The following is a 22,103-nucleotide window of genomic DNA, read 5'->3' as shown; positions in this document are numbered from 1 at the left end:
CTTAAAAAAACTGCTGATCAATTATTTTATTGGTTCTTTCATTGCTGTCTTTGGAATCGGCTCTTTGTTTATGTTTTCCACTTTAGTCATTTCTTCTTTAGAAATAGGGATTCTGCTGTTTATACTAAGTATATCCATTGTTTGCATGGGGCTTTGTGAATGGTTTGTATTCAAAAAGCATATAAATCCCATCAGGCGGGTATTTAAAAATGGGGATCTCTCATTTGAAGCCATTGAGAATGCTTACTCTCAAGCACATCGATTTCCATCGCTGTCCGTGTACCGGATTTTCGGACCTCATCTCTTCGGTCTATCCATCCCTGCTGTCCTGCTGGCAGCAGTGTTTATCCAGACGGAGTTGCTTAGCTTGCCGCTTTACTATACGCTTCTCGCAACAGCTGGCGCGGTCCTGATTGCCGGAATGCACGGCATTATTGAGTTTTTCTTATCTTCAAAAGCGGTCAGGCCATTGTTGATCACTCTTCGAAACAAAGCGCTGATGCTTCACGGTGCAGATTTAACATCAGAAGCAAAAATACATATATCTATTCAGCAGAAGGTGCTGTACAGCGCGATTTATATTGGTGTTTTTCCTCTCCTTTTATTTACGCTGGCGACACAAATCCGTTTTCTGGAAAATCCGGTACCTCTTTTATCCGAATATTGGAGCTGGGCGATTTTTATCTTAATCGTATCTGTCTTGTTCGCTGTGTTCGGTGCTTTTTTATTGTTCAAAAATATATCTGAACCGATTGAGAAGCTCCAGTTCGGCATGTCAGAAGTTGAACAAGGACACCTTTCCTATAGAAATGAAGTGTATTCTGATGAATTTTCTAAATTGATAGCAGGCTTTAATAAAATGATCCGCAGGCTTAAGGAAAGAGATCAAATTAACAGTCAGCTATTGGAGAGCCTGTATACAACTCTCGCATTGGCACTTGATGCAAGAGACCAATATACAGCAGGCCATTCAGTCCGCGTTGCAGAGTATTCTGTCTTAATCGGCAGAGAAGCAGGCTTATGCGAAGCAAGCCTGGACACCCTCCGCAAATCCGCCCTTCTTCATGATATTGGCAAAATAGGCATTAGAGACAGCATTCTGCTGAAAGAAGGACGATTAACCCATGAGGAATTCGAAGAAATTAAGAAGCACCCCGTCATAGGTGCAGGCATCTTATCAAATGTTCAGCCCGGTGAAATGATGGAGCCGCTTATCCCCGGTGTTAAGTATCATCATGAACGGTATGACGGCATGGGTTATCCTGATGGGCTTAGGGGTGATGACATTCCTTTATTTGGCAGAATCATGGCCGTTGCAGATGCGTATGATGCCATGACATCTGACCGGCCGTACAGACGCGGCATGCCGGCTGAAAAAGCGCTGTCCATTATCGAAGAAGGAAAAGGAACGCAGTGGGATCCGGAGTTTGCAGAGCTTTTTCTGAATGTAATGGACTGCCAAAGAGAATCAAAATCTGGTTAAGCGGCGTGAGGGAGGCAGCTGCTTTTACTGGATTCTCTTGCCTCGTAATAGATTGAGCACTCCTTCGTATTCAAAAAGGAGTGGCCGCTTTTTTCGAATGGGTTGCAATTTACACATGAAAACGTATAATTTAGTTAAGCATACATAACCTGCAAAGGAGAGAAAGAATGGACGATCATAATCGAAACCAGCCATTGAAGCCGACAACTGAAAATATTGCAAAAGCGATTTATATTGTTAACCGCCATGCAAAAACAGCTCCGGATCCTAAATTTTTATATACTCTTAAAAAACGTGCACTTCATAAACTTCTTACTGAGGGAAGAGCAAAAAAGGAAGGTCTTCACTTTTCCAATAATCCCAAAAACAGCAAACAGCAATCAGATGTACTTGTCTCTGCAGGAGAATATTATTTCCATATGCCTCCCACAAAAGATGACTTCGAAAACCTCCCACATCTTGGTTCACTGAATCAAACGTACCGGAACCCAAAAATACATTTACCTTTAGCAAAAGCTAAAGCGCTGCTGCAGCAATATGTCGGCATAAAGGAAATTTCGCCAACTGGATCATCTCCTAAAAAACCTTCTCCTACATATAAAAAACCTGTTTTTAAACGTTTGGGCGAAAGCTATTGACCCCTATAACGAAAAGGAGCCTGATCCATTTACGGATCAGGCTCCTTTTCTCTGCCTGTGCATTCATATCATTTATTCGCTGAAAAACTCCTTAACAAGGCGTTTGTAAACAAAGAAATAACTCGGGATCTCTTTTGGTTCGAGGTTCTTAAAAAGATTTTCGGAAATGGAACGGTGATACCATGCCTGCTTGTCTTTTCCCCGGTTAAACATTCTCCAGATATCATCGCCATGCTTTTTGTTTTCCTTTAGAAGGCTCTCTAGATTGTCCAGCTTATCGGCAGCTAAAATCGCTTTTTCTTCGATGCCCGCAAGACTTGCTGACTGAATGGTATGCTGCTTCCGTTCTTCCCATGTCAGTGATTTATCCTCGGTATTAAAAGCAACAAGAGAGGCTACATCCCCGCCAAATATATCTTTGATTTGTGCTATTGATGTTTCCGTATCTTCCACGGCATCGTGCAAAAATCCAGCTGCAACAACCTCTTCCCTAAATCCCGCTTTAAAGAGAGTAAGCGCAGTGTTTTCCACGTGTGTGAAGTATGGTCCCCCGTCTAGCCTGCGGATCTGCCCTTCATGTGCTCGCTCTGCAAAACGTTTTGCTTTATCCGTTAAATTCATTGTGATTCACCTGCATTTTTTATAGAATGTATTGATCAATCAGATTAACCAGTTCAGCAATCTCAGGCTTGCTGACTTGAGCATCGGCTCCAACTTTTTGGCCCTTATGCTTCAAGTCATTTGTGATTAAAGAGGAAAAGATGATGACTGGCAGTCCAGCGAGCTTATTGTTTTCTTTTATTCGTTTCGTTAAATGATGCCCATCCATTTGCGGCATTTCAATATCCGTAATCACAAGCTGAACTTCTTCTTTTACTTTCTTGCCCTCTTCAGACAGTGAATACAGGTATTCATATGCATCTTTCCCATTTTCAAAAAACTCAAGATTCGTAAAGCCTGCCTCTTGCAAGGTATCATGGAGGAGCCCCCTCAGTAAAGGAGAATCCTCCGCGATCACAATTCTTTTTGCAGAGCGTTCACGTTTGCCCATTTTTTTCACTTGATCAATATGGATGCCTGATTCCGGATTTAATTCAACCATGATTTTTTCAAAATCAGGCAGAAGGATCATCTCTCCCATCCATTTCACTACACCGGTTATTTGACTTTCAAGCCCTTGATAAAGCATTGAGGGCTTTTCGATTAAACTCCATGAAATCCGGTGAATCTGTGTCACACTGTGAACATGAAAAATAATTTTTTGCTGATTAAACTCCGTTACAATCAGCTTATCTGATTGTGGATTTTGACTTTGAGCCAGCCCAAGCGCTTTTGCCGCATCGACGACCGGCAGTACTTCTCCCCTAAGCTCAGTTATCCCTTCCAAGTTTGGATGAGCATGGGGCACTTTTGTCATGCTTTGAAGCTGAATAATTTCTTTTACTTTTATCACATTAATGCCAAATTTCAGCCCTGCAACTGTAAATTCGACGATCTCGAGTTCATTTGTTCCGCTTTCTAATAAGATATCCGTTTGCTGCATTGTATTCTCCCTCTCTCCGTAAAAATATCCTTTATAGGTTTATTATCGGACTGTCTTCTTTTTTATAAAGAAAAACGGGGAAAAGCTTGAGAAGCACTCAAGCTTTTTGGCAGAATCAACACCCCAGCGGGTTCTTTCCATAGGATATCACTTCTTTTATGAGTTTCACCCATATATAGATGGTATCAGCTACTTATTCTCATCCGGAACAAATGAATGAACGACAAGCCCGATTAAAGCAAGGATCATAAGAGATCCAATAGCAATTCGGCTTGCAAGATCACCGTAATCAGCAAGCACTAGCGTAATCGTCCCGTACAGAAGCGGTCCTGCAATAGATGACACTTTGCCGGAAAAAGCAAACAGCCCAAAAAATTGGCCTCTCTTCTCCTTGGGAGTCAGTTCAACTATATAGGTCCTCGTTGTGACCCACATTGCACCAAGGGCTACCCCAAATAAACTTCCAGCTATCCAGAACATGAGCGGATTGACAGCAAACGCGGCAAAAGCAAGAGCGATCAGGAGAACAAAGGCGACCACCGTAATGCTTCTTTTCGTACCAATGGACTTCGTTATATATCCAAAGGTAAAAGAACCTGCAATGCTTGCAACTGTCGAAACAAGATAGAGAAGAATAAACTCGCCTGATGAAAAACCGACAATTGCTTTTGAATAAATTGCCATCATCGTAATGGCTGTAGCAATCGCATCGTTTAAAAAGAAATATGCAATCATGAACAAAAAAGCCGCCCGGTGTGTCCGGATATCTTTAAATGTTTGATAAATTTCAATATAGCCGCTTATGAATGAGGACTTTTTCTGATCCTGTAAAACCGGCTCTTCTTTTACTAAAAGAAATAATGGAAGGGAAAAAATGAGAAACATCAGAGCTGTCGGTATGAACGCATGATGATAGCCTGATTCTCCTATAAATGGATATACAGTAAGTCCAACGAGTGTACCAACATACCCCACTGCAACTCCAAAACCTGAAATCAAAGGAATTTCTTTCTGTGTACCTAAATCCGAGATCATTGAGTCGTAGAAAATCAAACTTGAATGGTAAAAAAATTTAGCAATGATAAACAGCAAAATAACAAACACTAATGCCAGGGGAAGTCCAAATATGGTTTGGGAAAAACGTGTCATAGCGAAGATTCCCATTAAAATAGTGCAGGCTACAGTAATAAGAGTAAATGGAAAAATGTATCGTTTTTTTCTGCCAGATCTGTCAATCATCACGCCGAACAGCGGTGAAAAAAGAACAAGGAAAAAGCTTGCAGCCGCATTTGCATATGAAATAAATGTGCTTGCAATTTGATCCAATCGTTCATTTTCACCTATCACTTCCTGCAGATAAAAAGGAAAAAAGATGGTCGTTATGTTTGAAGAAAAGATTGTATTTGCAAAATCATACAGCGCCCATGACAAGATGGGCAGGGAAAAATAAAGATGCCACGCTCTCTGGTGTTTTTTTAACGCATCAGTATGCTGTTCTAATTGCGCCATATAAGTTCCCCCATACCTTGATTTAGTTAGTACTCATAGTAAATTCTTTACCTGAATAGATACTCCCTGCTTTTTTACAAATATTTAACATGAATGCAATTGCCGGCTTTCAAAAAATAACAAATAAAGATAATGCACAAAGTTCCCCGGCTTGATATAATGCTATATGTGAATCGGCTTCTGCCGATTGTACGGGTTGGGTCGAGGGTTACTTTTTAAGGAAGGTTTTAAAAATTGCATAAGTACTTTCAGCTTAAGCAACATGACACGACTGTCAAAAAAGAGCTGCTTGCAGGAATTGTTTCCTTCTTTACAATTGTGTATATTGTAGTCGTAAATGGAGCGATTCTAGCTGATGCCGGTATACCGATTGAAGCAGGAATCATTGCAACCATCTTAACTTCATTTGCAGGATGCATTTTGATGGGCTTTATTGGAAATACTCCCATCATTCTTGTTCCCGGAATGGGTGTTAATGCACTATTTACGTACACAATCTGCGGTTCGATGGGACTTTCATGGCAAGAGGGACTTGCAGTGGTCTTTGTATCCGGCATTCTTTTCGCCATCGTTGCGTTTACAAAGCTATCCGGAATTATCAGCGCTTCTATTCCAAATTCGCTGAAGGAAGCCATAACTGTTGGAATCGGTATTTTCCTTACATTTATCGGTCTCCAAAAAGGCGGAATTGTAACAGGCAGCGACACGACATTTGTGAAACTGGGCGATTTTACTGATCCCCATGTGATTGTCACACTGATCACCTTGCTTATTACGATTACTTTATTTGCACGAAACATTCCAGGCAATTTCTTAATCAGCATTCTGCTTGGTACAGCCATCGCTGCAGGATTCGGGTTAATTAATAACAGTGCACAAGGTACTGCATCTCCTTTTTCAATGGGCGCATATTTTGAAGTATTTGGCGCGATGTCTTTTGAAAAAATAACAGATCTGGCCTTTTGGACAGCGACTTTTTCATTAACGATGGTCATCGTTTTTGAAAACATCGGACTCGTTCACGGACATGTTAACATGATTAACAGACCGGACAGATACAAAGGCTCGCTTCAGGCAAATGCGATATCTGCCATTACCGCTGGCCTATTCGGCACAAGTCCTACTGTCAGCACAGTGGAAACTGCGGCTGGAATTTCAGCAGGCGGCAGAACAGGCTTAACAGCGATAACCACCGGTTTGCTGTTTTTAAGTTCATTGTTCTTTTTGCCTTATATCAAAATGATCCCAGACAGTGCCATTGCGCCTATTCTAATTCTAATCGGCGGATTGATGATTCAGAATATCCAAAACATCGATTTAAAAGATTTTACGGAAAGCTTTCCAGCATTCCTGATTATCGCTCTCATTCCACTCACATACAGCATTGTAGATGGAATGGCTTTTGGATTTATTGCTTACCCGATTTTAAAAATGGTCATGAAGCGTACAAGAGAAGTAGCGCTGCCTTTATACGTTATCGCGTTACTTTTCCTTGCAAATTTCATTACACATACAATATAGAAAAGCGGAGCCGACTGGTCAGACTCGGGCAGACAGATAAGAATTCACCCGAAAAGTCCGTGTTTGACTTTCCTGAGGGAATTTGTTCTGGCCGAGGGGCTAGGAGGCGGAGCTAGACAATAGAAAAGCGGAATCGTCCGCAGAAAAAAACCGCTCATTGATTTGAGCGGTTTTCTTCTGCTTATTGCTTATTTTTCATTTTCATCAAAACCAATACAGCACTGAACAAAAAAATGGCACCGGCAGCAGCTAGCGCCTGAATTAGAAAGTTTATCATCAAATCCCGCAGCTTTCATTTTTTGCTAGAAAAGCGGCAATTTGAGCTTTATGGTGGAGATCATGTCCTATAAAATCCTCCATATAGCTTGCAATCGTAAATGGATGATTCCCAATTTTAAAGTGAAATTGATGTTCTTCCCCTTCAAATTTAAGAAAGCCCTCAACTGCATCAGAACGAATCTCGATAAATTCATCAATCAGCTCATTCTTAGTCACACCGCTTTTTGCATATTCTGCTGCCCGATCATTCACACTTTGAAAATCAGGAAAAGGATCCAGTACCGCATTTTCCTTAAGCTTTCCTAGTCTCTGATCTAACGTAAACCTGTCCCAGGCAATGAAATGAGAAATGATTTCTGCAGAAGACCATTTCCCTTCATCAATAGGCTGAAGCCATTCTTCATGACTCAGCTGTTTTAATGACAGCACCCAGGAATCAAAGTTTTTATAATGATTTTTCATTTCTTCAATTGTTCTCATAAATATCCCCCCTGCTGCTCACTTCTCCGCAAACGTGGGTTTCTCCTTCCTTACTGACACAAATGAAGGCTGATTGTCACAGTTGTTCCTTTTCCAATCTCGCTTTCATATTCAACTGTGCCCTTCATTTCGCGGATGAGCCGATTCGTAATCATTGAACCAAGGCCTGTGCCTTTTGATTTTGTCGTATAAAATGGAAGGCCTAAATGCTGCAGCTCTTCATCTGTCATGCCTTTTCCTGTATCTTTAACGACAATGATCACGGTACCGTTCATATAATTTGTTTTTTTGGTAATTTGAATCTCGCCGCCATCTTCTATGGCTTCAATTCCATTTTTTATCACATTCATTAAAGATTGCTTCAAAAGTGCAATATCGCCATATACAGAGCTTTTTTCATCACTTTGATAAGATAAAGTTACATTTGAGTAGGATCCAAGCGGTTTTAAAAGCTGAATAATGTCTTCTAAAACACGATCGATTTCTATTTTTGTCAATTCATGATGATGCGGTTTTGCAAGCTGTAAATAGTCAGTGATGATTTTATTGGTGCGGTCTAATTCATCCAGAATTAAGGGAGAAAATTTCTTTAAATTATCATCCTTTGTATCCTGCTGGATATATTGAATGAATCCTCTGACGGTTGTGATTGGATTTCTGATTTCATGAGCAATGGCAGCTGCCATCTGGCCAATTGTCGTCAGTTTATCCACATAAACCATTTCATCGAATTGCTTATTGGTTTTAATCAAACTTTCAATGATAAAAATCATTGACAAGTAGGAAAGATAAAACGCCAAAAAGTAGACGAAATAAAATTGAAATTCCAGAAAGTTAATATACGTATAGATGATTGAAATATAGAAAAGAAAATAGACAAGAACTAAAATCGTCCCGCTTATGTATTTCAATTCTGACTGAAAAAAATACTTTCTGAACAAGAGCCCCATTAAATATGCTGTAAGAGTGACAACGATGCCGATCAGGTAAAAATCTCCCCCGATCAAATATCTTGCAAGACATGTTACAATTAGGACAATTCCACCTGAAATCCAGCCTGAATAAAGGGTAGTAATCAGGACAAAGACCATTCTTAAATCAAAATAAGTCTCTCCAAGCGTTTCTATCGGATAGGCCATACAGAGCAAGGCCCCAAAAGCACTGATCAATCCGTATATGACCCTTTGTTTTACAGATGCCTTCAGCTTTGTATTAAAAGGGAAAAAAAGGTTTGCGTTAAAGGTCAGCGAAAATAATATCGTAATGTTAACAAGCAGAGGTTTGATAATAGATAACACTTAGTTTCCCCCATAAAGGAAATATTTTTTTCAAACACTTTATTTTAAAGGATATAATAAAAAATTGAAAGAAAAATTTTAATAAACATTCATAATCTTTCCTTTCCCTTTCATTTAAAACATGAACCACAAGTGAAATATTGATAAATGGCCAAACTAGACTATATAATTTAGGTAAGCTGAAAAAGATGCATCAGCTTCAGTAAAGCGAGGGTACACGATGTCCATGAAGTTAGTTATTCTCGGTCTTTTAATGGAACGGGATGCCCATCCTTATGAAATGAAACAAACAATGGAACAAAGACATATGGATCATTTTATGAAACTGCAAAAAGGATCACTCTATTACGCAGTAGAGCAGCTCCACAAAAATAATTATATAAAGGTAGTCGATGTGATCAAGGATACAAACAGACCGGATAAAACAATCTACCAGATTACCGACTCCGGAAAAGAGCTGTTTCACAAGCTGATTCTTAAGGAATTATCCAGCGACTCCAATTTATATCATCCCCTTTTTACGGGCGTTGCTTTTGCCCTGCATGGAAATCCGCAGGAAATAGCAGATATTCTTGAAAAAAGAATGGCTTTAACCGAAAAAAGAGTTCAAGAACTTTCAAGCATTTTAGAGTATTATAAACAATTGCCAAGGGCAGTGATCCATTTGATTAAAGGGTCCATTCTTCACGGAGAAGCTGAGCTTACATGGCTGAAGAACTTGATAGCTGATGCACGTGCAGAAAAACTGCAGACTCTCGGTGGTGCTGATGAAAATTAGATTATTCGAACCAAAAGACCGGAACACCATTATTAAACTTTATATCGGGTGAGTGTATGACCGAATGAGTATTCGGTCATGCACCTGAACGCAAACGCTCGCTCCAAAAAACATAGATCATTACTCAAACTGGAGCGATTAGCAGACGGTCAATCCAACTCTTGTGGCCGCTCACAGCCAAAAGATTATCGGGTTTGAAATACTGACTCAAAATAGAGAAATCCGCTTTCTGTATACTCACACGGATCATCAAAGAAAAGGAACAGCATCCGCTCTTCTCCAGGGGCTTGAAGAAACAGCTAAGGAAGCAGACCACAAATCTCTAACCTTCAGTACCGGTATTACTGTTATAAAAAAAGGCTCACTTGATACAGAGCAATACATAACAATCGATCCAATGCCTTTATCAACTTTAAGATGAAAAAACAACTGTAAATTTCCTGTAAACGATTTCGATTTGGCGATTTTATGACATCTTCTTATATTTGTTAGATAACTGCCGCAAACATGGTAAAATACAACCTGTGTTTTCAGTTCGTTCTATCAATTCAAAAGAAGGTGTTTTTTCGGTGGGAACCGTTTTATTGTTTCATCATAATCAAGAAATAACAATCTTAGAGGATGTATCTGAAGAAAAGTATGCAGAATTAAAAAAGCAATCAGGCTGCGGTACAGACAGCTATAAAATAAATGACCGGGAAATTAAGTGCTCTGAAATTCAATTTACTGTCTGGCAGGAACAGATGGATTGGGATTTTGGGTATTAAGAAAAGCGGAAATATACACTTCAATGAATAAAACATTGAAGTGTTTTTTTATAGATTAATCTTGCAATGTTCACAAATTTCCCATTGGGATATTATCATAATCACTCCCTCTTACATTCTTGCATATGGTGTTTGTGTAGGCTAATGAGGAGAGGAATGTGAATATGTATTATCCATATGATTATCAATTATTCAGTGGAACGCCCGGCGGAGGATTTGGACCAAGAAGCGGATTTGGTCCCGGAGGGTTTGGGCAGGGAGGCGGAATGCCGCCAGGACCCCCGCCTGGATTTGGCGGAGGACAGGGACCAACGGGACCGCCGCCAAGTTATATTCCCCAGCAATCACCTTCCCTATTTGCTGTTGATCCAGGAGCCATCAGGGGCTGTTTATTCAGGTATACGTATGTTTGGCTGAACAACGGCAGAAGTTTTTGGTTTTACCCAACCTTTGTAGGCAGAACATCTGTTGCAGGATACAGATGGAGACCACGCCAATTCAGATGGGACTACTTTGGCATCGATACTCAAAGAATTGCTTCTTTTTCTTGCCGTTAACTAGAAAAGCGGAATCGCCCGTTTAGCTCCGACAGGGAGAAAAGCGGAATATACAAAAAATCAGACCATACAGGTCTGATTTTTTAATCTCCGATGATTCCGGTATTCTTCCCTTCATCTAGAGGATGTTCAATTCGCAAGAAAGCTCTGTCTACAGCCATTTTTGCGGTGTTTGCATAGTGAATTTCTACGGTTCTTCTCTCATCAAGATAGGCACCTTCAAAGGCCACTTCTTTTACTTTGGTCGCCCATCCGCCGGATGTTTCTATGACAACAACAGGCTTTTTGTTCATATAAGCGGCTGACAGCTCTCCAAGCGTTCCGTTTCCGCCCCGAATCATGATGATGGCGTCTGATGAATGAATTAATATTAAGCTTCGGTAATCAAAGGACATGCCGGTTGTGATGGGAACATCCAAATAGTCATTCGCAACGTGTGTTTCATCTCCTGCGAGAATGCCGATGACAAGTCCGCCGGCCTGTTTCGCCCCTTTTGATGCTGCTTCCATCACACCGCTGCCGCCGCCAGTCAGCAGCACTGCATTTCTCAATGCAATCTCTGCTCCAACCTCTTCACTTATTAATTGAATTTCTTCGGGAATTTCTCCAGATTGGCCGATTACAGCAATTCTCTTCACGCTCATCCCGCCTTTTGATTCGTTTCCTTTATTATACTATGTTAACCTGATCTTTTCTCAAAAAAAACTGCCTTAGAGGCAGTTTGGTTCATTCATTCTTTCCTTCATGTTCGTCAGAAACGAATTTCTTCTTGTTGCTTGATTCAGAATCGAATTGATTTCATTTTTATAAAAGGTAAGATGTTCATAGGATACGGCAAAGAACATCTCCTGGTTCAATTTTTTTACAATCTGTTTTTCCACATCTGTCAGCAGGGTTTCATCAATTTGCATGGGATCACTCCGGTTGCTTTGTATTCTATAGGAAAGAATTCGTTTACGATCTTATAATTATGACGGCTGCTTTATAGTTTAGTGCCTTTGTGATACCTGAACCAGCCCATTTTTGCAAAGAAGTAAATCATGCCGGCTGCAATGAATACCATTATGGCGACAACAACAAAGTAATTATATTTTCCAGTCAGCTCGGGCATATATTGAAAATTCATGCCATAGAGCCCTGCAATAAATGTGAGGGGGAGAAAAATGGACGAAATCACGGTCAGCGTCATCATGACTCTGTTCATTCTGTCAGAGCTGATTGATAGATAACTGTCTCGAATATCCGCACTGAGTTCACGGTTGGCATCAATCATTTCGACTAATTTCAAAAGGTGATCATAGATGTCCTGAAAGTAGATTTCATCTTTAATATAGGCCTTTAAGCCGCTTGAGCTGATGATGCGGTACAATAAATCGCGCATTGGAATGATTGTTCTTCTCAGCATATACAAATCTGTCCGGATATCAAAAACGCCTTCCATTAATTCGCTGATGGTCAAGTCTTTTGTGTTTTCCTCTATCTCGTTTAATTGATCTTCAAGCTTGTAGACTGGCGGAAAATATTCATCCACAAGGTGATCCATCAGCTGATGCATTAAGAGTGATGGCCCGCCTTCCTGAAGAAGAGAGTCTTTTTTTAGTTTGAACCAAATATTATTCAAATCACGAATCGATTTTTTATGAAAGGTTACGGCGTAATTTTTTGCTACAAAAAGATCCAGCTCTTCAGCTTCTAATGTTTTTTGCTGAATCGAATGCATGACGACAAATAGGTAGGTATCATATGTATCTACTTTTGGTCTCTGAACAAATTCCACACAGTCTTCAATGGCAAGCGGGTGAAATTTAAAAAACTTGCTTAACAGCTTCGTCTCTTCTGCTGTCGGGTCCTGAAAATCCACCCAGTACCATTTGATGTCAGGATTTTTTAATTCTTTTAGCGGCAGGTCATAAATGACTGCTCCAGTTGATTGAACGGCAAGTGTACGTATCATTATGTCACATCTTTTCTGTTTGCTATGAATTTTATTCTTCTTCTATTCCCCCTAATCTATGTTCCTAAACAGATAAAGAAAAGATGATATACGCAGAATAATTGTGTATGATGGTAAAAGAACTACATATATAAAGGATGAACAAGATGGAACATCTCATTAATAAAAACGTGAAGAACATTCAAATTTCGGGGATACGGCAGTTTTTCAATATGGTTTCTGAATTTGAGGACACAATCTCGCTCACAATCGGACAGCCTGATTTTTTCACCCCTGCTCATGTAAAAGAAGCAGCTGCCCAAGCAATAGAAGAAAATTTCACGACCTATACTCACAATGCGGGGTATTTAGAACTCAGGAATGCAGCTGCTGACTTTGTAAAAGTGAAATATGATTTAGTTTATGATCCGGAAAATGAAATTATCGTGACGGCCGGGGCCAGCCAGGCAATAGATATTTCCTTCAGGGCAATTCTTGAAGAAGGCTGTGAAGTAATCCTGCCTGGCCCTGTTTACCCGGGGTATGAACCGATTATTTCCCTTTGCGGAGCAGTACCTGTTCATGTTGATACAGCTGACCATGATTTCAAGTTAACGGCTGAACTGATCAAACTGAATATAACGGAAAAAACCCGCTGCATTGTCCTTCCTTATCCATCTAATCCGACGGGTGTGACTTTGCACGAGGATGAGCTGAAGAAAATAGCCGATGTCATCAGGGGCAGGGATATCTTTGTTCTTTCGGATGAAATCTACAGTGAGCTTGTTTTTAACGGGAAACATCACTCAATTGCCAAATTCTTGCCCGAACAGACCATCGTCATCAATGGATTATCCAAATCCCACAGTATGACAGGGTTTAGAATCGGTCTGTTATTTGCTCCTGCTGTTATTGCAAAGCATATTTTAAAAGTGCATCAGTATAATGTATCCTGCGCTTCTTCTATTTCTCAAAAAGCGGCATATCAAGCTCTTACTGATGGAATCAATGATGCTGTTCCAATGAATCAGGAGTACAAAAAACGGATGAATTATGTGTATGAAAGATTGGTCAGCATGGGTCTTCAAACCGTTAAACCCGATGGTTCCTTTTATATTTTTCCGAGCATCAAACAATTCAGTGTTTCTTCGTTTGATTTTGCTTATTCTTTGGCAAAAGACGGAGGAGTTGCAGTTGTTCCCGGAACCGCGTTTTCAAAATACGGGGAAGGATTTATCCGGATATCCTATGCCTGCAGCTATGAGCAGCTTGAGAAGGCTTTGAACCGTATGGAAAAGTATCTGTCATCCTTAAGATAGGCTGTTTCTCGAAGCTTATATAAGTCCTAAATAAAAACTGGCCAGCGAATGCCCTGAGGCTTCACTGGCTAGTTTTTTTCGGCTTCAGCCGATGGCAATTTCAATGTGAAGACAGTACCCTGTCCAAGCTCGCTTTCAATGGACATGCTGCCTTTATGGTTTTCAATAATTTTATATGTAATCATCAAGCCAAGACCCGTTCCCTTTTCCTTCGTTGTAAAAAATGGCTCGCCAATTTTTTTCAGCACTTCATCCGGAATACCATCACCCTCGTCTTTTACCTTCACGAGTATATAGTCTCCTTCTTGCGTGGAAGACAGCGTCACTTTTCCTCCATTTGGCATGGAGTCTATTGCATTTTTTATTAAATTGATAAAGACTTGTTTGATTTGATTCTTATCACAATTGATGCTCATCTGATCCTGCGGGTGCTGATGTACGATCATCACATTATTCATGATAGCCTGTGTTTCAAGAAGAGTTGCAACATCCTGAATAAGCGTAAATAAATTTGTTTGCTTCAAGACTCTTTCCTGTGGTTTGGCAAGCATTAGCAGTTCGCTCAAGATGAGTTCGATCCGGTTTAATTCAGAGAAGACAATCTCGAAGTAGGTCGGCTCCCCTTTTCCTGCAGAACGCATGAGCTGCAGAAACCCTTTGATTGCTGTCAGCGGATTCCTGATTTCATGGGCTATTCCGGCTGCAAGCTGTCCTGCAACGGACAATTTTTCTGAACGAAGCATTAACTCCTCTGCTTTTTTACGATCAGAGATGTCTCTTAAAATAACCTGGACAGCAGGTTCGCCAAAATATGTAGTTGGAATGCAGACCATTTCCGTATAGATTGTGCTGCTCTTATATGTATGCCATGATTGCTTTGTTACTTCAACATCCGTTCTTAAATGAACTATATTTTGCAGTTTTTCTTTTACTTGCTCATGATATTCCGGATCGAGAGAAGAAAATATGTTTTTTCCAAGCATATCAGGATAATCATCTGCTTCAAAAAGCTTTACGCCTGATTCATTAATAAACACCCATTTTTCCCTGTGTATGACGGCAATCGTATCTATGGAGTTTTGAATGAGCAGCTGATACCGCTCTCGGCTTTTTTGCAGGATTTTCTGAAACTTTTTTCTTGAAGAAATATCAAGAAGGACTACAAGCTCTGCAGGCTGATTTTTAAAAACAGCGGGTGCTGCCTTTATCTCGACTTCAACAGGAGACCCGTCGAGCCTCCTCCATGTTTGTTCAATCTGGCCGACATACGACCCCTGCTGCATTCTTTGAATGCGGTTTTTGACAATGTCATGATAATCATGATCGATAATGTCCAGCACGTCTTTCCCAAGCAGATCTTCCTTTGAGCTTCCCCCTAACAAGTCAATTAAAGCCTGATTCACATAGCATAATTGACCTTTTTGCGAGATGAATAAGGGGCATGGCATTCTCTTAAGCAATTCACTTGCGTTTATATTTATTTCTTTTGCCTCATCAATTAAAAGCGGATTATTCATTTGAACGGGCTTTGAACTGAACTCCTGCTCGTGTGATTTAAGCAGTTTAATCTTAAGGATGATCTGATTTTCTTTTTTACCTGAAGTCGATTTAATAAAATCAACGGTTGCTTCAAGCCAAATAAACGCTCCATTCTTCATTAAAAAACGAAACGTGCATGGATGGAGGTGGTGTTCGTTGTAAAAATAGCTCTCAACTAAAAATAAATCATCTTTATGGACATAATCCTGCAAAGAAGTTCCAATAAATTCTGCACTGGTAAAACCCAAATGCTCTTCACAGTTCAAAGACATGAATTGAAATCTTCCATTATCGTTCATAACTGCAAATAATTCCGCCTGCGGCAATACTTGATATGCGCTTTCTGTCTCCTGCTTCATGCATTGCCCCCCTTTATGTCCTTTTCACATTTGATAACGTACCTGCCTGCTGGTGGGATGGATGGATGGATGGATCGGCTAAAATGAGCGTAATGCGGCAATGACGAGGAATAAAGAAAAGATCAGCTTATCTGGAGTTGGCCTTCGTCTACAGAACGTTCGATTTCACTTAACAAAATTCGATTTTCTTATTCAAAATTCCTTTTTAATTTCCTTAAAAAGTTAATTTTTTTAAATTAAGCATAAAAATAAAATAAGCCGGGATTGTCCCGGCTTTCGATTATTCCTTATATTCGCCAAAATTTTTGGCCGCTTTTTCTTTTTTTGCTTTTTCTTTATGAGCAAGATTGGCTGCAGCGCTGCCGAATTCCCCGCTGAATTCAGAGTCAATTTTGCTTGAATCAAACCCTTTTTTATTTTTTTGATCTGCATCGTTTTTGTTCGTTTTGGACATTCTGAGTTCACTCCTAATCAAAGATTGTTCTTAGTCTTTTCATCTCTTGATGAGGCTATTCTTCACTGCCCTGCTCATAAGATTGCAGCATATTAACAGCATGTGTCACAGCACCGCCAGACCGGAGCAGGGCGGCAGTCATAACGGCTTCCGCCAGCTCTTCCTTTGAACAGCCTTCCTTTTTGGCTTCAGCTGTATGTGAAGCAATGCAATAAGGGCATTCAGATGTATGAGCAACAGCAACTGATATTAATTGTTTCAGCTTTGCAGTGAGTTTGCCTTCCTTTGAAGCTTTTGAAAAAAACGCCATTGCTGTCTGCTGTATTTCAGGAGAAAGATCCGTCAAAGTATTAATGTTTTCTAAATCATCCCTGCTGTAAAATGATTCAGCAAGCTTTCCATCGTAAGCACGGTGCATCTGAGTGCGGTGAGCATAAGCTCCTCCTGCTTCGATTGCAGCTGCAGCCATGACAGCTTCAAATAATTCCTCGAGAGATGCTCCAGCTTTTTTCGCTTTTTTTGTATGAAAATCAATGCAATAAGGACATTCGGTCACATGTGAAACAGCAACTGCTATAATTTCTTTTTCTTTTCTGGATAAATGCCCCTCATTCAAAACTGCTTTGCTGAATGCAATATACGATTGATAAAGCTCTGGCGCTAACTCGGGAAATTTCTTCATGAGCTGTATGTTTTCAATTGAGTAAATCCCCATTTTATCCCTCTTTTCTGGTTATGGAATTATTTTTTCCTTCTATATAACTTGTTACTCATAAGAAAAGCAGAATAGATCCTACAGAAAAGTTCAGGTATCACTTTTTACGTTCTGATGGAGAAGTTAGGAGCTGGAACCAGCTTATCTCACAAAAAAAGCTTTCCTATAAAGGAAAGCTCAGTCTCGCATTTATTCTTCAGTATTTTCCGCAGTTTCTGCAGACTGTTCTGTTTCAGCATTTGGATCTTTTGGTTCCAGGTTCGCGTATGCTTCGATTGCTCTTTTTGCAATGTACTTGTTTACAGGATGGGAAGCTGTTTTACCGGTATAAGGAACAATTACACTGATGGCAACTTCAGGCTTTGATGCAGGATAATAACCAACAAAAGCCAAGTTATTTGTTTCCGTTCCCCAGTATGCACGTTTGCTTTGCTCGCCGTAATAACTGGTTTGTGATGTTCCTGTTTTCCCTGCAACATCATACTCACCAAAAATACCTGCTGCTGTACCGCCTGTTTGCGTAACGGCTTCAAATCCTCTTTGAACTTGTCTAATATCTTCTTCTGAGTTATTGATGCGGTTTAAAATCCGTGTTTCATGCTCGGTTACAATCGAACCTAGCTCTTTATTGTCCGCAGGTGAATGAATGCTTGTAACAACGCGCGGTTCTACGCGATATCCGCCGTTGGCAATAACTGATACATACTGCGCCATTTGCAGCGGGGTATACGTATCAAACTGACCGATTGCCATATTTAGCAGGATACCATCGTTTGGTGGTGTTACTTGCTGACCTGTTGCTTCATTAGGCAAGTCAATACCTGTTGGAACTCCCAGACCAAATTGACTGTAGTAATTTCTCATCTTCTGAAAGTCACTTGAAGATGCATTGAATGTCCTATTAGGAATATACGTTTCACCTGCTATATCGTAAGCAACTCTGAACATATAGACGTTGGAACTTCTTTTTAATGCTGTTATATCATTTACAGGTCCCATATTGCGCACTGATTTTTTCGGTTTAGTACCTTTTATTAATAACGGAGTATCATTATAAACCGTCCCACGGGATATTCCATTTTGATACCCTGCTAAAACAGTAGCACCTTTTATTGTAGACCCTATTTCATACTGCGAAGTAAAGTTTCCAATTATATAATCATTAATCTTTCCATCTTCAAAATCATATTTCTTGCCCGACATCGCAAGAACATCACCCGTATTCGGATCCATCATTACGGCAAACGCTCTGTCTGCAAGGTGATTTCCAGTCTTGCCGCGGGCAACTCTAAGCTCTTCTTCAACAATAGTATCCAGCTGCTTTTGCAGTTCAAGATCAAATGACAGTTTCAGGTCATATCCGCGGCGGCCTTCATCGATCATCGTTTCTGAAATGACTTTGCCGCTGCTGTCCGTTACATATTGAACCTTGGCTTTTCTTGGATTCAAATAATCTTCGTATTGATATTCAAGATTGCTTCGGCCGACACGTTCATTTCTTGCATAGCCGCGGGCTGTATAGTATGACTTTCTGGCTTCGAGAATTCCCTGCTTGGGAGTCGTTACACTGCCGAAAACTCCAGTCAGCAGTTCTCCATTGGGATATGACCGTTTCCAGTCAGTAATAACATCAATACCTGGGAGGAGTTCAAGATTTTCCGCTACACGAGTCAGCTCTTCTTTTGTCAGCTCCTCGCCTTTTGTCAGCTCCGTAGCTTTTACGATCTGAGGTTCGTAGGCATAGCCTGCTGAGAATCGTGTGTATAAGGCAACTACTTCAAGCTCGTTTTTATTGCTTTTTAGTTTGTTAAGTTCAGCTTCAGGGACACGATCAATTTGAAGCTGGTACGTTTCGCTCCCCTTTTTCTCTTTTTCCTTCGTTTTAAGAAGTTTCGCTGCTTCTTCCGGGTTTGCAGCAACCCAATAGTCTTTTAAATCTCTGTCCTTTAAAAATTCAGTTGGAACTTCTATTAGAGATGCAAGCACTTTTGCTGTTTCTATTTTATCTGATGCTTTCGTTGTTTTTTCTACTGTATATGTGATGGCCTCAACACCAATGTTTTCAACAAGAACATTTCCATTCCGGTCATACATCTTTCCGCGCGGTGCAGGAAAGCTTGCATAGTTTGACTCAGTGCGGCTGACTTCCTTTGAAAATTCCTCACCCTGAACAATTTGAACAACACCCAGCCGAATGATTAGCGCTACGAATAGTAAAAACACAAAGAAAAAGAAAACATTGATGCGGATTAAGCGCGTTTTCTTCAATTTTCGCAGATCAGCTTGACTATTACTTGGCTCAGTCAACGAATTTATTCCCCTTTCAAAATCGATCCTTGGTTAAGAGATCCTTTTAACGTATTTCAAACTCTATTGTAACACTTGCGTAACACTTGTTACATAAAAAAGGGAGTTAAATTTTTGTCAAGAAACAATTCAATGAAAAAGTTAGTACAACTGGATATATATGGGGAGTTTTTTTGACGGCAGCGAGTGAGGAATATTTCATTTGCAAAGCTATAAAACTAGTGATACTAAAGGTTTGTTACCGCTTACTTAATGTAAGCCGCATAGATTAAAAGATTGCATTCTGTCAATGGAAAGCAATGGTTCATATGTTACAAAAATCGTATGTTACGATGTTGTTGTAGCAAGAGAGCACCAAAAAAAAAACTCTTAGGAGGAATTTTTTCATGAAGAAATCTATCGTACTTTCAGTTGCGGCAGCAGCTACTATTTTTACATTTAATGCTGGAGGCCCATCTGCAGATGCAGCAGCTCCACAGCAATCAAATATACAGGTTAAAGCTTACCAAATCGCAGGCCAAAACTGCAATTTAAATCAAGCACAAACACAGGATCTATTACAGAACATCAACAATCCTGAGCTTCAAAAAATGGTTGAACAGCAATTAAGCCAATTTAAAGCACAGCAAGGCCAAGCTTCAGCTCCAGCACCACAGCAAAAGCAACAAGCAGAAGCTCCAAAACAAGAAACAGCTCCGGCACCAGCTCAGAAAGCTCAGCCAGAAGCTTCTAAAGAAGCAGCTCCAAAGAAAGAGCAAACACAGGCTTCTGTAAGTGAATTTGAGAAAAAAGTTGTTGAATTAACAAATGCAGAGCGTGAAAAGCAAGGCTTAAAACCACTTCAATTAGATGAAGAATTAAGCAAAGTGGCTAAAGAAAAATCAAAAGACATGCAAAGCAAGAACTACTTTGACCACAACAGCCCAACTTACGGATCACCATTTGATATGATGAAGAAGTTCGGCGTTGAGTACAGCTCAGCTGGTGAAAACATTGCTAAAGGACAAGCTTCTCCTGAAGAAGTAGTACAAGCATGGATGAACTCTGAAGGCCACCGTAAAAACATCATGAATTCAAGCTTCACTCACATTGGTGTAGGCCATGTAGCTGAAGGCAACTACTGGACTCAAATGTTCATTGGTAAATAATAGGTTTTCAGATTGCAAGATAGCTAGAGTTTTCTAGCTATCTTTTTTTATCTTCATTTTTAGTCTGACCATATCCATGCACTGAATGCCATTTTCAAAAATGGGTTCCGGGTAATGAACAATGAAGTAATTTTCGATTACTTTCTTCATGCGAAATCCGCATTTTTGATAAAGGGCAAGCTGATCTAAGCTTGAGTTTCCTGTACCAATCTCAAGGAAATCCATGTTTTGATCTGCACAGGCTTGTTTAGCATGAGCAATAAGTTTTTTTGCTATTCCTTTGCCCCTGAATTTCTCATCCACCGCAAGATTCATTATTTCCATAGATGCAGGTGAAATCGGCATCAGCACCATAACTCCTGCTATATTCTTCTCAAGCTCCGCAAGAAAAACGGTCCCTTTTTTGAGATATTGTTTGATATTTTGTTCGGAAGGATCTGCCTCGAGCAAGAGATCCATCGGTGCTGCACTATTGCCCAGCATCTTTTTGATTACGATTTCCATAGCTTGTACAGGGCCTGTGTGCCGCTGTCACCTTCACCCTTTTTCTGAAGCTCTGTGTAGAGTGAATGAGCTAACGTTAATCCTGGTACCTCCATCTTCATATGGTCAGCTTCTTCAATAGCAATATCCATATCCTTTATGAAATGCTTTACATAGAAGCCTGGTTCAAAATCCTCTTTCAGCATTCTTGGTGCAAGATTGCTCAGTGACCAGCTGCCAGCTGCACCTGCGGAAATGCTTTTTAAAACATTTTCAGGATCGAGACCAGCGTTTTTTGCATAAGCAATGGCCTCACTGACTCCAACCATGCCAGCAGCTATCGCAATCTGGTTGCACATTTTCGTATGCTGACCGCTTCCCGCTTCTCCCTGATACACTATATTTTGTCCAATGACAGAAAAAATCGGCATGCATGCGTCAAATGCTTCCTGATCTCCACCTGCCATAATAGATAATCTCGCTTCTCTTGCCCCTACATCTCCGCCTGAAACTGGTGCATCCAAGGCATGGATATGGCGCTGCATTGCTGCTTCATAGATTTTTTTTGCAAGACTTGGCTTAGAAGTAGTCATATCTATTACATATGTACCTTCCTTGGCAGAGTTCAAAATGCCTTTTTCGCTCAAATAAATTTCTTCCACATCAGAAGGATAGCCGACCATTGTAATAATATAGTCAGATTGGGATGCAAGCTCTTCAATCGTCTCCATCCAACCTGCACCGGCCTCTATCAGTTCAGATGCCTTTTCTTTCGTTCTTGTATAAACCAAAACCGAGTAACCATCTTTGAGCAAATGCCCTGCCATACTCTTCCCCATTACTCCAATCCCAATAAAACCGATTACACCTTTTTCTCCAGTCATTTTTCATCTTCCTTTCTTACTAGAAAAGCGCAAGCGTCCGTTTTGCTCAGGCATGACAGATAAGAATCCGGCGGAAAAGTCCGGGTTTGACCTTTCCTGCGGATTTATT

General features: G+C 40.3%; 23 protein-coding genes. 9 read left to right on the top strand and 14 right to left on the bottom strand.

Features of this window, described 5'->3' with window-relative positions:
* Positions 1 to 70 precede the first annotated feature (70 nt).
* The gene (locus QLQ22_RS09585; RefSeq protein ID WP_223443290.1) at positions 71 to 1,483 is read left to right on the top strand and encodes an HD domain-containing phosphohydrolase; all 1,413 of its coding nucleotides are present in this window, start codon (positions 71 to 73) and stop codon (positions 1,481 to 1,483) included.
* 167 nt (positions 1,484 to 1,650) lie between these two features.
* Positions 1,651 to 2,121, top strand: coding sequence for a YkyB family protein (locus QLQ22_RS09580; RefSeq protein WP_223441704.1), 471 nt, complete (start codon positions 1,651 to 1,653; stop codon positions 2,119 to 2,121).
* 72 nt (positions 2,122 to 2,193) lie between these two features.
* Here QLQ22_RS09580 and QLQ22_RS09575 read toward each other — a convergent pair whose 3' ends face one another.
* The 3 genes from QLQ22_RS09575 to QLQ22_RS09565 all read right to left on the bottom strand — a co-directional run bounded on the left by QLQ22_RS09575 (position 2,194) and on the right by QLQ22_RS09565 (position 5,173).
* Positions 2,194 to 2,742, bottom strand: a complete 549-nt coding sequence (locus tag QLQ22_RS09575; protein WP_284016544.1) for an HD domain-containing protein — start codon at positions 2,740 to 2,742, stop codon at positions 2,194 to 2,196.
* 19 nt (positions 2,743 to 2,761) lie between these two features.
* Positions 2,762 to 3,664, bottom strand: coding sequence for a chemotaxis protein (locus tag QLQ22_RS09570; protein WP_284016543.1), 903 nt, complete (start codon positions 3,662 to 3,664; stop codon positions 2,762 to 2,764).
* Between the two features lie 189 nt (positions 3,665 to 3,853).
* On the bottom strand, positions 3,854 to 5,173 hold the full coding sequence (locus QLQ22_RS09565; RefSeq protein ID WP_284016542.1) for an MFS transporter: 1,320 nt from the start codon (positions 5,171 to 5,173) through the stop codon (positions 3,854 to 3,856).
* Positions 5,174 to 5,407: 234 nt separating this feature from the next.
* On the opposite strand from QLQ22_RS09565, the gene QLQ22_RS09560 reads away from it, so the two are divergent.
* Positions 5,408 to 6,694: an NCS2 family permease gene (locus QLQ22_RS09560; RefSeq protein ID WP_223441691.1), complete on the top strand. Its 1,287-nt coding sequence runs from the start codon at positions 5,408 to 5,410 to the stop codon at positions 6,692 to 6,694.
* A gap of 276 nt (positions 6,695 to 6,970) precedes the next feature.
* Here the strand turns inward: QLQ22_RS09560 and QLQ22_RS09555 are convergent, their stop codons facing one another.
* On the bottom strand, positions 6,971 to 7,453 hold the full coding sequence (locus tag QLQ22_RS09555) for a DinB family protein (RefSeq protein WP_223441689.1): 483 nt from the start codon (positions 7,451 to 7,453) through the stop codon (positions 6,971 to 6,973).
* Between the two features lie 50 nt (positions 7,454 to 7,503).
* Positions 7,504 to 8,751 carry an ATP-binding protein gene (locus QLQ22_RS09550; RefSeq protein WP_223441687.1) on the bottom strand — a complete coding sequence of 416 codons (1,248 nt, stop codon included), beginning with the start codon at positions 8,749 to 8,751 and terminating at the stop codon, positions 7,504 to 7,506.
* Between the two features lie 220 nt (positions 8,752 to 8,971).
* Between QLQ22_RS09550 and QLQ22_RS09545 the strand changes: the two genes are divergently transcribed.
* The 4 genes from QLQ22_RS09545 to QLQ22_RS09530 all read left to right on the top strand — a co-directional run bounded on the left by QLQ22_RS09545 (position 8,972) and on the right by QLQ22_RS09530 (position 10,853).
* A complete protein-coding gene (locus QLQ22_RS09545) occupies positions 8,972 to 9,529 on the top strand; it encodes a PadR family transcriptional regulator (RefSeq protein WP_223441686.1) in 558 nt (185 codons plus the stop codon).
* A gap of 163 nt (positions 9,530 to 9,692) precedes the next feature.
* Entirely contained in the window at positions 9,693 to 9,950 is a 258-nt protein-coding gene (locus QLQ22_RS09540) for a GNAT family N-acetyltransferase (protein WP_252208560.1), read from the top strand.
* Positions 9,951 to 10,098: 148 nt separating this feature from the next.
* Positions 10,099 to 10,296: a hypothetical protein gene (locus QLQ22_RS09535; RefSeq protein WP_252208559.1), complete on the top strand. Its 198-nt coding sequence runs from the start codon at positions 10,099 to 10,101 to the stop codon at positions 10,294 to 10,296.
* A gap of 266 nt (positions 10,297 to 10,562) precedes the next feature.
* Entirely contained in the window at positions 10,563 to 10,853 is a 291-nt protein-coding gene (locus QLQ22_RS09530; protein WP_423246255.1) for a transporter, read from the top strand.
* 83 nt (positions 10,854 to 10,936) lie between these two features.
* On the opposite strand, the gene QLQ22_RS09525 is transcribed toward QLQ22_RS09530, so the two are convergent.
* From QLQ22_RS09525 to corA, 3 genes are all read right to left on the bottom strand, one after another.
* Positions 10,937 to 11,497 (bottom strand): TIGR00725 family protein, encoded by a 561-nt coding sequence (locus tag QLQ22_RS09525; RefSeq protein WP_223441683.1) that lies wholly within the window; start codon positions 11,495 to 11,497, stop codon positions 10,937 to 10,939.
* Positions 11,498 to 11,563: 66 nt separating this feature from the next.
* The gene (locus tag QLQ22_RS09520) at positions 11,564 to 11,764 is read right to left on the bottom strand and encodes a hypothetical protein (protein WP_223441681.1); all 201 of its coding nucleotides are present in this window, start codon (positions 11,762 to 11,764) and stop codon (positions 11,564 to 11,566) included.
* Between the two features lie 71 nt (positions 11,765 to 11,835).
* Positions 11,836 to 12,807 carry a magnesium/cobalt transporter CorA gene (gene corA, locus QLQ22_RS09515; RefSeq protein ID WP_223441680.1) on the bottom strand — a complete coding sequence of 324 codons (972 nt, stop codon included), beginning with the start codon at positions 12,805 to 12,807 and terminating at the stop codon, positions 11,836 to 11,838.
* Between the two features lie 146 nt (positions 12,808 to 12,953).
* Between corA and QLQ22_RS09510 the strand changes: the two genes are divergently transcribed.
* Positions 12,954 to 14,105: an aminotransferase A gene (locus tag QLQ22_RS09510; RefSeq protein ID WP_223441660.1), complete on the top strand. Its 1,152-nt coding sequence runs from the start codon at positions 12,954 to 12,956 to the stop codon at positions 14,103 to 14,105.
* A gap of 68 nt (positions 14,106 to 14,173) precedes the next feature.
* Here the strand turns inward: QLQ22_RS09510 and QLQ22_RS09505 are convergent, their stop codons facing one another.
* The 4 genes from QLQ22_RS09505 to QLQ22_RS09490 form a co-directional block, all read right to left on the bottom strand.
* A complete protein-coding gene (locus QLQ22_RS09505) occupies positions 14,174 to 16,003 on the bottom strand; it encodes a PAS domain S-box protein (protein WP_223441658.1) in 1,830 nt (609 codons plus the stop codon).
* Positions 16,004 to 16,283: 280 nt separating this feature from the next.
* Complete coding sequence (locus QLQ22_RS09500) at positions 16,284 to 16,457, bottom strand: hypothetical protein (protein WP_223441655.1); 174 nt, start codon at positions 16,455 to 16,457, stop codon at positions 16,284 to 16,286.
* A 55-nt stretch (positions 16,458 to 16,512) separates the two neighbouring features.
* Positions 16,513 to 17,172 carry a carboxymuconolactone decarboxylase family protein gene (locus QLQ22_RS09495; protein WP_284016541.1) on the bottom strand — a complete coding sequence of 220 codons (660 nt, stop codon included), beginning with the start codon at positions 17,170 to 17,172 and terminating at the stop codon, positions 16,513 to 16,515.
* 189 nt (positions 17,173 to 17,361) lie between these two features.
* A complete protein-coding gene (locus QLQ22_RS09490) occupies positions 17,362 to 19,479 on the bottom strand; it encodes a peptidoglycan D,D-transpeptidase FtsI family protein (protein WP_223441651.1) in 2,118 nt (705 codons plus the stop codon).
* A 386-nt stretch (positions 19,480 to 19,865) separates the two neighbouring features.
* Between QLQ22_RS09490 and QLQ22_RS09485 the strand changes: the two genes are divergently transcribed.
* Complete coding sequence (locus QLQ22_RS09485) at positions 19,866 to 20,627, top strand: CAP domain-containing protein (RefSeq protein ID WP_223441649.1); 762 nt, start codon at positions 19,866 to 19,868, stop codon at positions 20,625 to 20,627.
* Between the two features lie 33 nt (positions 20,628 to 20,660).
* Here the strand turns inward: QLQ22_RS09485 and QLQ22_RS09480 are convergent, their stop codons facing one another.
* Both QLQ22_RS09480 and QLQ22_RS09475 read right to left on the bottom strand, forming a co-directional pair.
* Positions 20,661 to 21,131, bottom strand: coding sequence for a GNAT family N-acetyltransferase (locus QLQ22_RS09480; RefSeq protein ID WP_223441648.1), 471 nt, complete (start codon positions 21,129 to 21,131; stop codon positions 20,661 to 20,663).
* Positions 21,119 to 21,994, bottom strand: a complete 876-nt coding sequence (locus QLQ22_RS09475; RefSeq protein WP_223441647.1) for an NAD(P)-dependent oxidoreductase — start codon at positions 21,992 to 21,994, stop codon at positions 21,119 to 21,121. Before QLQ22_RS09475 ends, QLQ22_RS09480 begins: the two co-directional genes overlap by 13 nt.
* Positions 21,995 to 22,103: the final 109 nt, after the last annotated feature.

The organism is Metabacillus hrfriensis, from assembly GCF_030127205.1.
In the GTDB taxonomy this organism is placed as follows: Bacteria; Bacillota; Bacilli; order Bacillales; family Bacillaceae; genus Bacillus_P; species Bacillus_P dongyingensis.
This window is presented reverse-complemented; position numbering and strand designations above follow the sequence as displayed.